Raw genomic sequence first — 13,322 nt, 5'->3', positions numbered from 1 at the left:
TCAGCGCACCCGGTCCAGGATGATCTCCGCCAGCCGCTCGGGCGCCTGCTCCGGGATCCAGTGGCTGACACCCTCGAGGACCTCGAAGCGGTAGGTGGCGGCGTCGACGTACTCCGCGGTCAGGTCGGCACCGGTCCGGCCCAGGGCGCCGTCGTCGTCGCTCCACACGAACGTCGTCGGCACCGTGACCGGGCGACCCAGGCCCCTGGGGTTCTCCAGCGGGAGGGCGCGGTACCAGCAGATGCCGCCGTACAGCGCCCCGGCGTCGACGATCTCGCGCTGGTAGCGCCGCAGGCTCTCGCGGTCCATCCCGATGCCGCGCAGCATCCGGCGGGAGATCGAGGCAGAGGCCATCGCCCGCTCCGGCAGCCACGGCAGCTGGAAGAAGCCCATGTACCACGACTTCGCCAGCTGTCCCGGGGTCTTGAGCGCACGCACGAAGGCCTGAGGGTGGGGGACCGAGACCGTGGTGAGGGTGCGGACCGCCTCGGGGTGCGCCGCGGCGGTGGACCAGGCCACCGCCGCACCCCAGTCGTGCCCGACCAGGTGCACCGGGCCGCTGGCGAGCTGGTCGACGAGCGCCACGGTGTCGCCGACGAGCCTGCCCAGGGTGTACGACGACCGCCCCCGCGGACGGGCGCCGGGGGAGTAGCCGCGCTGGTCCGGAGCGACCGTGCGGTAGCCGGCCTCGTGCAGCAGCGGCACCACGCCGTCCCAGCACGAGGAGGTCTGCGGGAAGCCGTGCAGCAGCACCACCACCGGACCGTCGACCGGTCCCTCGTCGCGGACGGCGAACTGCAGCCCGTCGTGGGAGTACGAGGTCAGTCGCTGCGTCGTCATGGGCGCCAACCTACGACGCAGACCTCGACGCCGTGCCTCACCCCTCGAGCACGTGCCGCAGGAATCGCTGCGGCTCGGCCAGGTAGTCACGCCAGAGCGCGACCAGGGGGAGGTCGTCGTACGTGGTCTCGCGGATGCCCCACTCGCCGACCTCCAGCAGTCGTGCTCCGGGCAGCGCCGCGAGCAGCGGTGAGTGGGTCGCGCAGACGAGCTGAGCGCCCGCCCGGGCGAGGTCGTGCATCGTGCCGAGGAGGGCCATCTGACCGCTGAAGGACAGCGCCGCCTCGGGCTCGTCGAGGGCGTAGAACCCGGCGGAGTCGAACCGGCTGCTCAGCACGGAGAGGAACGACTCCCCGTGGCTCAGCGCGTGGAAGTCGGGCTCGTGGGGGTTCGACCCCGGGTTCTCGGCGAGGTAGGTGTAGAAGCCGTGCATCGACTCCGCGCGGAGGAAGAACCCCCAGCGCGGGCCACCGGGCCCTCGTTCCATGCTCAACCAGGAGTGCAGGGGCGACTCGGTGGCGTACGTCGTGTGCTCGGCGCCGCTGCTGCCGCCCTCCGGCCCGAGGCCGAAGCGCATCGCGAACGCCTCGACGAGCGTCGACTTGCCGGCGCCGTTCTCCCCGAACAGCAGCGTGACGCCGGGCGTGACGTCGAACCCCTCGCGCAGGACCTGCTCGACCGCGGGCAACCCCCGCGGCCACTCCTCGCCGACGTCGTCGTTCGCGCGGAACCGACGCACCGCGAGCTCGTGCCCGGGCCCGCGCAGCGCCACGACGCGCTCAGTCCTCGGGGTCGTCCAGCCGGGCGAGCCAGGTGGCGAACCGCTCGACGGGAACCTCGTGCTCGGGGTGGACGTCGGTGAACTCGCTGAGCCGCTCCGCGACCCAGGCGAGCGTCACCTCCTCCTCGCCGCGCCGGGAGGCCAGCTCCTCGACCCCCCGGTCGGTGAAGTACATCAGCCGCCGAAGGCCGCGCCCAGGAGCAGCTTCTGCTCCTCGACGTGACGCGAGTGCGTCCCGACCGCGGGAGAGCTCGACGCCGGCCGCGAGATGAACTCGACCTCGTGGTCGAGCTCGGGGAAGACGTTGAGCCGGTAGTGCGGGGCGGGGCCGTTGTTGGCCGGCTCGTCCTGCACCCAGCGGACGGTCCGCAGGTTCGGGAAGCGGGCGATCTCGGCCTGCAGCTCCTCGATCGGCTCGGGGTAGAGCTGCTCCACCCGAGAGATCGCGGTGACCGGCTCGTCGCCCTCGCGCTTGCCGCGCTCGACCATCAGGTCCCAGGTGATCCGCCCGCTGCACAGCAGCAGCGTGGTCACCTTCTCGTCCTCGACCGTGCGGTCCGAGGCGACCTTCTTGAACGTGGTGCCCTCGAGGAAGTCCTCGGGCTTGGACGCAGCCTCCTTGCGCTTGAGCATCGACTTCGGGGTGAAGACCACCATCGGGATGTGGTCGGCGCCCAGCGAGTGCCGTCGCAGCAGGTGGAAGTACGACGCCGGCGTCGAGGGCTGCGCGACGACCATCGCCTTGTCCGCGGCGAGGGAGAGGAACCGCTCGATGCGCGCGGAGGAGTGGTCGGCGCCCTGGCCCTCGAAGCCGTGCGGCAGCAGCAGCACGACACCGGATCGCTGACCCCACTTGCTGGCCGAGGAGCTGATGAACTCGTCGATCACCGTCTGCGCGCCGTTGACGAAGTCGCCGAACTGGGCCTCCCAGGCCACGAGCGCGTCGGGGCGGGCAACGGAGTATCCGTACTCGAAGCCGAGGGCGGCGTACTCCGAGAGCAGCGAGTCGTAGACGTAGAAGTGCGCCTGGTCCTCGGTGAGGTTCGCCAGCGGCGTCCACTCGTCGGCGTTCTCGCGGTCGATGATCGTGGCGAAGCGCGACACGAACGTCCCGCGCCGGGTGTCCTGGCCGGCCAGGCGCACCGGGCGGCCGTCCATCAGCAGCGAGCCGAGCGCCAGGATCTCGCCGGTGCCCCAGTCGATCGGGCCCTCGGTGATGGCCGCCGAGCGGCGCTGCAGCTGCGGCAGCACCTTCGGGTGCACGGTGAAGCCGTCGGGCGCGCTGACGTAGGCGTCGGCGATCCGCTTGAGCGTCTCGCGCGAGATCGCGGTGTCGTCCTCGTCGTGGGCCTTCTCGGGGTAGTCCGGGACGGTGGTCCACTCGGAGGGGGCGCTGGTGGCCTCGCGCACCTCGGTGAACACCCGCTCCAGCTGCTTCTGGTAGTTCTTGAGGACCTCCTCGGCCTCCTCCAGCGTGATGTCGCCGCGGCCGATGAGGGACTCGGTGTAGAGCTTGCGCACCGAGCGCTTCTGCTCGATCAGGTCGTACATCAGCGGCTGGGTGTACGAGGGGTCGTCGCCCTCGTTGTGGCCGCGCCGGCGGTAGCAGACCAGGTCGATGACGACGTCCTTGTTGAACGCCTGGCGGTACTCGAAGGCCAGGCGGGCGACCCGGATGCACGCCTCGGGGTCGTCGCCGTTGACGTGGAAGATCGGTGCCTGGACCATCCGGGCCACGTCGGTGCAGTACAGCGAGGAGCGCGACTGGGCCGGCGAGGTGGTGAAGCCGACCTGGTTGTTGACGATCAGGTGCACGGTGCCGCCGGTGCGGTAGCCGCGCAGCTGCGAGAGGTTGAGCGTCTCGGCGACCACGCCCTGACCGGCGAACGCCGCGTCACCGTGGACCAGCAGCGGCAGCACCGGGAACTTCTCACCCTGGTTGAGCACGTCCTGCTTGGCCCGGGCGATCCCCTCGAGCACGGGGTCGACAGCCTCGAGGTGCGAGGGGTTGGCCGCGACGGAGACCTTGATGGTGTCGCCGTCCTCGGCGGTGAACTCGCCCTCGGCGCCGAGGTGGTACTTCACGTCGCCCGAGCCCTGCACGGTCCGCGGGTCGATGTTGCCCTCGAACTCGCGGAAGATCTGGCCGTAGCTCTTGCCGACGATGTTGGCCAGCACGTTGAGCCGGCCGCGGTGGGCCATGCCGATCGTGACCTCGTCGAGCTCCGCCTCGGCGGCGGCCTCGCAGATCTCGTCGATCAGCGGGACGGTCGTCTCGCCACCCTCGAGGCTGAACCGCTTCTGCCCGACGAACTTGGTCTGCAGGAACGTCTCGAAGGCCTCGGCCTGGTTGAGCTTGAGCAGGATCCGCAGCTGCTCCTCGCGCGGCGGCTTCTGGTGCGGCTGCTCCACCCGCTCCTGGATCCACCGGCGCTGCTCGGGGTCCTGGATGTGCATGTACTCGATGCCGGTGGTGCGGCAGTACGAGTCGCGCAGGATGCCGAGGATGCTGCGCATCTTCATGAACCGACGCTCGCCGCCGAACTCGCCGGTGGCGAACTCGCGGTCCAGGTCCCACAGGGTGAGCCCGTGCGTGGCCGTGTCGAGGTCGGGGTGGGTGCGCTGGCGGTACTCCAGCGGGTCGGTGTCGGCCATCATGTGGCCGCGCACGCGGTAGGCGTGGATCATCTCCAGGATCCGGGCCTGCTTGGAGACCTCGTCGTCGTGGGAGGTGGAGATGTCGGCGGCCCAGCGGATCGGCTCGTACGGGATCCGCAGCGACGCGAACACGTCGTCGTAGAAGCCGTCCTCGCCCAGCAGCAGCTGGTGCATCCGGCGCAGGAACTCACCCGACAGCGCGCCCTGGATGACGCGGTGGTCGTACGTCGAGGTCAGCGTCAGGAGCTTGCTGACCGCGTTGCGGTTCAGCGTCTCCTCCGAGGCGCCCTGGAACTCGGGCGGGTACTCCATCGAGCCGACGCCGATGATCGCGCCCTGGCCGTTCATCAGCCGCGGCACGGAGTGGTTGGTGCCGATAGTGCCGGGGTTGGTCAGGCTGATCGAGATGCCCTGGAAGTCGGAGATCTGCAGCTTGTTGTCGCGCGCGCGGCGCACGACGTCCTCGTACGCGGTCCAGAACTGCGCGAAGTCCATCTGCTCGGCGGCCTTGATCGCCGGGACCAGCAGCTGGCGGGTGCCGTCGTCCTTGGCCATGTCGATGGCCAGGCCGAGGTTGATGTGCGCGGGACGCACCAGGTTGGGCTTGCCGTCGACCTCCTCGAAGCCGACGTTCATGTCCGGGACGTCCTTCAGGGCGCGCACGAGCGCGTAGCCGATCAGGTGCGTGAAGGAGACCTTGCCGCCACGGGCGCGCTTGAGGTGGTTGTTGATGACGATCCGGTTGTCGAAGAGCAGCTTGACCGGCAGCGACCGCACCGAGGTGGCGGTCGGCATCGTCAGGGACGCGTCCATGTTCTTGGCCGTACGGGCCGGTGCGCCGCGCAGGACGGTGTACGACGGCTCGTCGCTGGCGTCGGCGTCGGGCTTCTGCTCCGGCTCCTTGGGCACGACCTTGCCCGACGACGCCGACTCGGACTTCGTGGCCGGTGCGGCGGTGGCCTTCTTCGCCGGCGTCTCCGGCTTCTTCCCGGCCGCCTGCTTCTCGCTGGAGGCGGCGGGCGCGGCCTGCTTCGTCGGCGCGGAGGTCGGCGCCGGGCTGCTGGTCGCGGCCGGGCGCGAGGGCGAGCCGTCACTCACCTTCGGGGCCGCGCCGTTGCCGGAAGCGGTCGGCGCAGCAGGGGCCGACCCGGTGCCCTGGGAGGCTCCGTTGGTCGGGGAGTCGCCGTGCGCGGCGAAGTACTCCTTCCACCGTGCGTCGACGCTGTCCGGATCGCGCCGGAACTGCTCGTACATCTCGTCCACGAGCCACTCGTTGGCTCCGAAGGAGGACAGTGGGGACTCCGACTCGGGCACGTTCGATTTTCGCCTCTTCCGCTGCGCGTGGGTGCTGGGCTCGACACTATCGCCTCAGGGGTGCGAAACCCGAGGGGTGTCCACGTCTCCCGCGTCACGTCTCTCGACGTCGAGAGACATGACGGCAGACGTTCACCCGGACGTCGGTCCGGTGTGACTCGGGGGTGGGTGCCGCGCGGCACGATGACGAGGTGGCGCAGGTCGACGAACCTCGGGCAGACATCGTGACGGCGCGGCCCCGACGGCCTGGGGATCCAGGGCTGCACCTGCCGCGCTGGTGCACCTCTCGCCGTCGTCGGGTCGAGGTCGCGGTCCTGCTCTTCGTCGCGTTCACCGTCCTCGCGATCGGTCCGCTGAAGGCCTTCGACCTCGCCCTGCACCGGCCCTGGGCGACGGTCCTCACCCCCAACCGCGTCGAGCTGCTGCGCGACACCGCCGACAAGGTCGCGGGCCAGCAGGTGAACACCTCCGTGCTGGTCCTCGTGGCCCTGATCGGGGTGGCGCGGTCGCGGTCCTGGAACCCGCTCGTGTACGCCGTCGCCGCGACGATCGGCTTCTACGCCGTCGGCGCGGTGAAGATCGTCTTCGCCCGCGACTCGACCGCCCTCGGCACCGGCGCCGACTTCTTCAGCGGCCAGCTCGGGCACATCGAGAAGTTCGTGATGAGCTACCCCTCGGGCCACAGCAGCGAGGCGATCTTGATGTACGGCGTCAGCTACGCCGTGCTGCGGCGCCACGTCGGGCTCGGCCCGCGAGGGCTCGTGGTCGCCCGCCTGGTGTGGGCGGCGGTGGTCGCCAACGCGGTGACCGTGTCGTTCTACCTCGGCTACCACTGGCTGACCGACCTGCTCGGCGGCCTGCTGCTCGGGTGGATCCTGCTCGAGCTGGTGCTCTACGCCGCGGGTCGGGTGCCGAGGCTGCCGATCGGGAGAGCCCGGGCGCCGGAGCCCGAGCACGCGGTCGGCACTGGCGACCCCGCTCGCGCGGCGAAGCGCCTCCGACAGGATTCGAACCTGTGACACCTGGTACCGGAAACCAGTGCTCTATCCCCTGAGCTACGGAGGCCCCGCAGCGCTGCCGGGTGACCGGCGGGCTGCGCGTCGAGGAGACTACCGGCAGATATCCGTGCCGGACCAACCGGAGGCCCCCGATAGGCTCGCTCGGTGACTCCGCAGCAGCTCTCGGCCGGCATCGTCGGCACCCTGACCGCCCTCGTCGACGCCGGCGAGCTGACCCTCGACGGCGAGGTCCCCGCGCAGGTCACGGTCGAGCGTCCGCGCCAGAAGGGGCACGGCGACTACGCCACCAACGTCGCGATGCAGCTGGCCAAGAAGGCCGGTACCAACCCGCGCGCCCTGGCCGAGCTCTTGGCCGGCCGGCTGGAGCAGGTCGACGGCGTCGCCGGGGTCGAGGTGGCCGGGCCGGGCTTCCTCAACATCACCGTCAGCGCCGGTGCGCAGGGCGAGGTCGCTGCCGAGATCGTGGCTGCGGGAGCGTCGTACGGCGCGACGCAGACCTTCGCGGGGGAGAAGGTCAACCTCGAGTTCGTCTCCGCGAACCCGACCGGCCCGATCCACATCGGCGGGGTCCGCTGGGCCGCGGTCGGCGACGCCCTCGGCCGGATCATGACGCTCGCCGGCGCCGAGGTCACCAGGGAGTACTACTTCAACGACCACGGGGCGCAGATCGACCGCTTCTCCTCCTCGCTCCTGGCCGCCGCGAAGGGCGAGCCGACCCCCGAGGACGGCTACGGCGGGCAGTACGTCGCCGACATCGCCGCGCAGGTGCTCGCGCAGCGGCCGGACGCGAAGGACCTCCCCGACGAGGAGGCCCAGGAGGTCTTCCGTGCGATCGGCGTCGACCTGATGTTCGCCGAGATCAAGCGGAGCCTCCACGACTTCGGCGTGGACTTCGACGTCTACTTCCACGAGAACGACCTGCACGCGTCGGGCGCGGTGGACCGGGCGGTCGAACGGCTCACCGAGCTGGGGAACACGTACACCAGCGACGGTGCGCTCTGGCTGCGCACGGAGCAGTACGGCGACGACAAGGACCGGGTGATCATCAAGTCGGACGGTCAGGGCGCGTACCTCTCCGGCGACCTGGCCTACTACCTCGACAAGCGCGAGCGCGGCTTCGACCGGTGCGTCATCATGCTCGGCGCGGACCACCACGGCTACGTCGCGCGGATGATGGCGATGTGCGCCGCCTTCGGGGACGAGCCGGGGGAGAACCTGGAGATCCTGATCGGGCAGATGGTCAACCTGCTGCGCGACGGGCAGCCGGTGCGGATGTCGAAGCGCGCGGGCACCGTGATCACCCTCGAGGACCTGGTCGGGGCGATCGGCGTCGACGCCGCGCGGTACGCGCTCGCCCGCTACTCCAGCGACGCGACCATCGACCTGGACCTCGACCTGTGGGCCAGGGCGACCAACGACAACCCCGTCTACTACGTCCAGTACGCCCACGCCCGCAGCTGCCGGATGATCGCCAACGCGACCGACCTGGGCATGGCGTTGCCCGAAGGCCGTTCGGGGGGAGACTTCGACCCCTCGCTGCTCTCCCACGAGCGCGACGGCGAGCTGCTGCGTGCCCTGGCCGAGCTGCCGCGGGTGGTCAAGGCGGCTGCGGAGCTGCGCGAGCCGCACCGCGTCGCGCGCTACCTCGAGGACACCGCCTCGGTGTTCAACAAGTGGTACGACACCAAGGAGTGCCGGATGCTGCCCGTCGGCGACGAGCCGGTCGGTCCGGCGAACCTGGCACGGCTGGTGCTGGTGCACGCCACCCGCACCGTGATCGCCAACGGCCTCGGCCTGCTGGGCGTCTCCGCACCCGAGCGGATGTGACGGGCCGGTGACCACCACGCACGAGGCCGGCTGGGCGCACGCCTCCGGTGCCCTCAAGGGCCCGTCCTGGCTGCGGCAGCCCGGTGACCCCAACGACCTGGTCCCGCTGCTCTGGTCGAGCACCGCGCACAAGCGCGACGGCGACCTCGTCGTCGGGGGAGTGGCCGTGGCCGACCTCGTCGCCGAGCACAACACGCCCGCGTACGTCCTCGACGAGGACGACTTCCGTGGTCGCGCCCGGGCGTTCCGCGAGGCGTTCGCGGCGTACGACGTCTACTACGCCGGCAAGGCGTTCCTCTGCACGGCCGTCGCGCGCTGGGTGGCCGAGGAGGGCCTGTGCCTCGACGTGTGCAGCCCCGGCGAGCTGACGGTCGCGCTGCGCGCGGGCTTCGACCCGGCACGGATCGGCTACCACGGCAACAACAAGACGGTGCCCGAGCTGCGCCGCGCGGTCGCCTCCGGGGTGGGCCGGATCGTCGTCGACTCCCTCACCGAGGCCGAGCGGCTGGCCGCGGTCGCCGCCGACCTGCGCGAGGAGGGCCACCTGGCGGGACCCCAGGGCGTGATGGTGCGGGTGACCGCCGGGGTCGAGGCGCACACGCACGAGTACATCGCCACCGCCCACGAGGACCAGAAGTTCGGGCTGTCGATCACCTCCGGCGACGCCCTGGAGGCCGTACGCCGGCTGCTCGCCTCGCCCGACCTCGACCTGCGCGGGCTGCACTCGCACATCGGGAGCCAGATCTTCGACTCCTCCGGCTTCGAGGTGGCCGCCCGCCGGGTGCTCGGGCTGCACGCCACGGTGGCCGAGGAGCTCGGGGTCGAGCTGGAGGAGATGGACCTCGGCGGCGGCTTCGGGATCGCGTACACGACCCAGGACGACCCGGCCGAGCCGTCACGTCTCGCCGAGGAGATGACCCGGATCGTCGAGCACGAGTGCCGGGGCCGCGGCATCGCCGTCCCCCGGCTCTCGATCGAGCCAGGCCGTGCGATCGCCGGGCCGGCGACCTGCACGGTCTACACCGTCGGCACGGTCAAGCCGGTGATGCTCGACGGCGGCGCGGTGCGGACGTACGTCTCGGTCGACGGCGGGATGAGCGACAACATCCGGACGGCGCTGTACGACGCCGACTACTCCTGCACGCTGGCCAACCGCCGCAGCGACGCCCCGCCGGTGCTGGCGCGGGTGGTCGGCAAGCACTGCGAGGCCGGCGACATCGTGGTCAAGGACGAGTTCCTGCCCGGCGACGTCGCGCCCGGCGACCTGATCGCGGTGCCGGGCACCGGCGCGTACTGCCGGTCGATGGCCTCGAACTACAACCACGCCCTGCGCCCGCCGGTCATCGCCGTGCGCGACGGCGGGGCCCGGGTGCTCGTGCGCCGGGAGACCGAGGACGACCTGCTCGCCCTCGACGAGGGCTGACGCTCGAGATCGTGTGTCTCACGACGACCTGGAGGGCGTCGTGAGACACACGACGGGCCGGCCGCGAGCACAGTGCGAGGATGGGGGCGCCATGAACTCTCCCCACCCGACCCCGTTGAAGGTCGCCGTGCTCGGCTGCGGCGTCGTCGGCAGCCAGGTCGTCCGGCTGCTGACCACCCAGTCGGAGGACCTCGCCGCCCGCGTGGGCGCGCCGCTCGAGCTCGCCGGGGTCGCCGTACGCCGTCCCGACGCCCCGCGCGACGTCGACCTCCCCGCCGGCCTCGTCACCACGGACGCGGAGGCGCTGGTGCGTCGCGACGACGTCGACCTGGTGGTCGAGGTGATCGGCGGCATCGAGCCGGCACGGTCGCTGATCCTGGCCGCGCTGGAGTCCGGCGCCTCGGTGGTGAGCGCCAACAAGGCGCTGATCGCCGAGGACGGCGCGACGCTGTTCGCCGCCGCCGACGCGGCCGGGCGCGACCTGTTCTACGAGGCCGCGGTGGCAGGGGCGATCCCGATCCTGCGTCCGCTGCGCGAGTCGCTGGCCGGCGACAGGGTGACCCGGGTCCTCGGCATCACCAACGGCACCACGAACTTCGTGCTGGACCGGATGGACTCCCAGGGCTCGGGCTTCGCCGAGGCCCTCGAGGAGGCACAGCGTCTCGGGTACGCCGAGGCCGACCCCACGGCCGACGTCGAGGGCTTCGACGCCGCCGCCAAGGCCGCGATCCTCGCCTCGCTGGCCTTCCATACCCGGGTCACCGCCAACGACGTGCACCGCGAGGGGATCTCCGAGGTCACCGCCAGCGACGTCGCCTCGGCGCGCGAGATGGGCGCCGTGGTCAAGCTGCTCTCGATCTGCGAGCTGGTCGAGGGGCCGGACGGCCCGGCCGTCTCGGCCCGCGTCCACCCGGCGATGATCCCGCTGAGCCACCCGTTGGCCAGCGTGCGTGAGGCGTACAACGCGGTCTTCGTCGAGAGCGAGGCCGCCGGCCGGCTGATGTTCTACGGCCCCGGCGCGGGCGGCCCCCCGACGGCCAGCGCGGTGCTCGGGGACCTGGTATCCGCAGCGCGCAACCGGGTCTCGCAGGTCCGTGGGGCGGCCGAGACGACGTACGCCGACCTGCCGGTGCTGCCGATGGGCCGCACCCAGACGCGCTACCACATCCAGCTCGACGTCGACGACAAGGCGGGCGTGCTGGCCTCGGTCGCGCAGGCCTTCGCCGAGCACGACGTCTCGCTGCAGACCGTGCGCCAGGAGGGACGTGGCGACGACGCGCAGCTCGTCGTCGTCTCGCACCGCGCCAGCGACGCCGACCTCTCCGCGACGGTCGAGACGCTCAGCGCGATGGCGTGGGTGCGTGAGGTGTCCTCGGTGATGCGGGTCGAGGGCGACACCGAGGGGGCGCTGTCGTGAGCGCGCCCGCACCGGTCCGCGGTCGCCAGTGGCGGGGCGTGATCGAGGAGTACCGCCACCGCCTCGACATCCCCGGGTCCACCCCGACCATCACGCTCGGTGAGGGCGGCACCCCGCTGGTGCGCAGCGGCTGGCTCTCGGGCCTGCTCGGTGCCGACGTGCACCTGAAGGTCGAGGGGGACAACCCGACCGGCTCCTTCAAGGACCGCGGGATGACCGTGGCGCTCTCGGTCGCGGTCGGCGAGGGCGCCGAGGCGGTGGTGTGCGCCTCGACCGGGAACACCTCCGCATCGATGGCGGCGTACGCCGCACGGGCCGGGGTCAAGCCGCTGGTCCTCGTGCCCCAGGGCAAGATCGCGGCCGGCAAGCTGGCCCAGGCGATCATCCACGGCGCGCAGGTGATCATGGTCCGCGGCAACTTCGACGACTGCCTGCGCCTCTCGCGCGGTCTCGCCGAGGACTACCCGGTCGCGCTGGTGAACTCGGTCAACCCGATGCGCCTGCAGGGGCAGAAGACCGCCTCGTTCGAGATCGTGGACGCTCTCGGCGACGCGCCCGACGTGCACGTCCTGCCGACGGGCAACGCCGGCAACGTCTCGGCGTACTGGCTGGGCTACCGCGAGGCGGCGGACGCCGGCGACGCCACCCGGCGCCCGGTGATGCGCGGCTGGCAGGCGTGGGGTGCCGCCCCACTGGTCGACGGGGCGCCCGTCGCGGCGCCGGAGACCCTGGCCTCGGCGATCCGGATCGGCAACCCTGCGTCGTGGGACCTCGCGGTCGAGGCCGCCGAGCAGTCCGGTGGGATGTTCCGCAAGGTCACCGACGACCAGATCCTCGCCGCGCAGCGCGAGCTCGCCTCCCGCGACGGCGTCTTCGTCGAGCCGGCGTCCGCCGCAGGGGTCGCCGGGCTGCTGCTCGAGCAGGCCGAGGGCGCGGACGTCTCCGGCCGTACGGTCGTGGTCACCGTGACCGGTCACGGCCTGAAGGACGTCGACACCGCGCTGTCGACGTTCACCGACGTCGTGGACACCGTCGTGGACGCCGACGTCGACGCCGCGGCTGCCGCCGCCGGCCTGCGGTGAGGTTCGTCGACGGGCCGGTCGCCGCCAGCGTCCCGGCCAGCAGCGCCAACCTCGGTCCCGGCTTCGACACCCTCGGGCTGGCCGTCGGCGTCCTCGACGGCCTCGGAGCGGAGGTCGTCGACGGCCCGCTGCAGATCCTCGTCGAGGGGGAGGGTGCCGAGGACGTGCCGCGCGACGAGCGGCACCTCGTGCACCGCGCCATGGTCGCCGCCTTCACCGAGATGGTCTGCGAGGCGCCCGGCCTGCGCCTGGTCTGCAGCAACCTGATCCCCCATGCCCGCGGTCTCGGGTCGTCCTCGGCCGCCATCGTCGGTGGCATCGTGCTGGCGCGGGCACTGGTCGAGGACGGGCGCTCGCTGCTCGACGAGGAGGCCGCGCTGGCGCTGGCGACCCGCCTGGAGGGCCACCCCGACAACGTCGCCCCTGCCCTGCTCGGCGGCCTGACGGTGTCGGTGACCCAGGACGACGGCCGCATCCGCGTGGCGCGGCTGCAGCCCGATCCCGAGATCGCCGGCGTGGTGTACGTCCCGCCCGACCCGCTCTCCACCGAGGTCGCGCGTGGACTGCTGCCCGACGTCGTCCCCCACGCGGACGCCGCCGCCAACGCCGGTCGCGCGGCGCTGCTGGTCACTGCACTGACCGGTCGCGCGGACCTGCTGCTGCCGGCCACCGAGGACCGGCTGCACCAGCAGCAGCGACGCCCGGCGATGCCGGACAGCATGGCGCTGGTCGACGCCCTGCGGGCCGACGGGGTCGCCGCGGTCGTCTCCGGTGCCGGGCCGAGCGTGCTCGCCCTGGTCCGTGACCGCGACGTCGAGGAGGCCGCGGCCCGGCTGCCGGCGGGATGGACGCTGCGGACGCCCGACATCGGCGTCCCCGGCGCGAGCGTCGAGGTCGGCTGAGCCGTAGCGCTCCGGGTCGGTCCCGGTGTGGTCGTCGTGGTGCTACGCTCGCGCCGCCG

10 protein-coding genes and 1 tRNA gene are annotated in these 13,322 nt (G+C 71.9%); 6 read left to right on the top strand and 5 right to left on the bottom strand.

Annotated elements, in window-relative coordinates:
- The 4 genes from IEX42_RS06755 to IEX42_RS06740 are packed head-to-tail and all read right to left on the bottom strand — an operon-like array spanning nucleotide 1 to nucleotide 5,593.
- Complete coding sequence (locus IEX42_RS06755; protein ID WP_188779094.1) at nucleotides 1–840, bottom strand: alpha/beta fold hydrolase; 840 nt, start codon at nucleotides 838–840, stop codon at nucleotides 1–3.
- A 37-nt stretch (nucleotides 841–877) separates the two neighbouring features.
- Entirely contained in the window at nucleotides 878–1,612 is a 735-nt protein-coding gene (locus IEX42_RS06750; RefSeq protein WP_229660668.1) for an AAA family ATPase, read from the bottom strand.
- 7 nt (nucleotides 1,613–1,619) lie between these two features.
- Entirely contained in the window at nucleotides 1,620–1,796 is a 177-nt protein-coding gene (locus IEX42_RS06745) for a DUF6104 family protein (RefSeq protein ID WP_188779093.1), read from the bottom strand.
- Nucleotides 1,796–5,593 (bottom strand): multifunctional oxoglutarate decarboxylase/oxoglutarate dehydrogenase thiamine pyrophosphate-binding subunit/dihydrolipoyllysine-residue succinyltransferase subunit, encoded by a 3,798-nt coding sequence (locus IEX42_RS06740; protein ID WP_188779092.1) that lies wholly within the window; start codon nucleotides 5,591–5,593, stop codon nucleotides 1,796–1,798. Before IEX42_RS06740 ends, IEX42_RS06745 begins: the two co-directional genes overlap by 1 nt.
- A 191-nt stretch (nucleotides 5,594–5,784) precedes the next feature.
- Between IEX42_RS06740 and IEX42_RS06735 the strand changes: the two genes are divergently transcribed.
- Nucleotides 5,785–6,612, top strand: a complete 828-nt coding sequence (locus tag IEX42_RS06735; RefSeq protein ID WP_188779091.1) for a phosphatase PAP2 family protein — start codon at nucleotides 5,785–5,787, stop codon at nucleotides 6,610–6,612.
- Here the strand turns inward: IEX42_RS06735 and IEX42_RS06730 are convergent.
- Nucleotides 6,586–6,658 (bottom strand) — tRNA-Arg (locus IEX42_RS06730). The genes IEX42_RS06735 and IEX42_RS06730 overlap by 27 nt on opposite strands.
- A 98-nt stretch (nucleotides 6,659–6,756) precedes the next feature.
- Between IEX42_RS06730 and argS the strand changes: the two genes are divergently transcribed.
- The 5 genes from argS (at nucleotide 6,757) to thrB (ending at nucleotide 13,263) form a co-directional block, all read left to right on the top strand.
- The gene (gene argS / locus IEX42_RS06725) at nucleotides 6,757–8,439 is read left to right on the top strand and encodes an arginine--tRNA ligase (protein WP_188779090.1); all 1,683 of its coding nucleotides are present in this window, start codon (nucleotides 6,757–6,759) and stop codon (nucleotides 8,437–8,439) included.
- 7 nt (nucleotides 8,440–8,446) lie between these two features.
- Nucleotides 8,447–9,862: a diaminopimelate decarboxylase gene (gene lysA / locus IEX42_RS06720; protein ID WP_188779089.1), complete on the top strand. Its 1,416-nt coding sequence runs from the start codon at nucleotides 8,447–8,449 to the stop codon at nucleotides 9,860–9,862.
- A 91-nt stretch (nucleotides 9,863–9,953) separates the two neighbouring features.
- A complete protein-coding gene (locus IEX42_RS06715; RefSeq protein WP_188779088.1) occupies nucleotides 9,954–11,279 on the top strand; it encodes a homoserine dehydrogenase in 1,326 nt (441 codons plus the stop codon).
- Nucleotides 11,276–12,361, top strand: coding sequence for a threonine synthase (thrC, locus tag IEX42_RS06710; protein ID WP_188779087.1), 1,086 nt, complete (start codon nucleotides 11,276–11,278; stop codon nucleotides 12,359–12,361). The genes IEX42_RS06715 and thrC overlap by 4 nt, the downstream gene beginning before the upstream one ends.
- On the top strand, nucleotides 12,358–13,263 hold the full coding sequence (gene thrB, locus IEX42_RS06705; protein WP_188779086.1) for a homoserine kinase: 906 nt from the start codon (nucleotides 12,358–12,360) through the stop codon (nucleotides 13,261–13,263). Before thrC ends, thrB begins: the two co-directional genes overlap by 4 nt.
- Nucleotides 13,264–13,322: the final 59 nt, after the last annotated feature.

This window comes from Marmoricola endophyticus (genome assembly GCF_014644415.1).
Classification (GTDB): Bacteria; Actinomycetota; Actinomycetes; order Propionibacteriales; family Nocardioidaceae; genus Marmoricola; species Marmoricola endophyticus.
This window is presented reverse-complemented; position numbering and strand designations above follow the sequence as displayed.

Bases quoted from the DNA above. Each gene is read 5' to 3' on its own strand.
- IEX42_RS06755 (WP_188779094.1), bottom strand. From the start codon at position 840: ATGACGACGCAGCGACTGACCTCGTACTCCCACGACGGGCTGCAGTTC.
- IEX42_RS06745 (WP_188779093.1), bottom strand. From the start codon at position 1,796: ATGTACTTCACCGACCGGGGGGTCGAGGAGCTGGCCTCCCGGCGCGGC.
- IEX42_RS06715 (WP_188779088.1), top strand. From the start codon at position 9,954: ATGAACTCTCCCCACCCGACCCCGTTGAAGGTCGCCGTGCTCGGCTGC.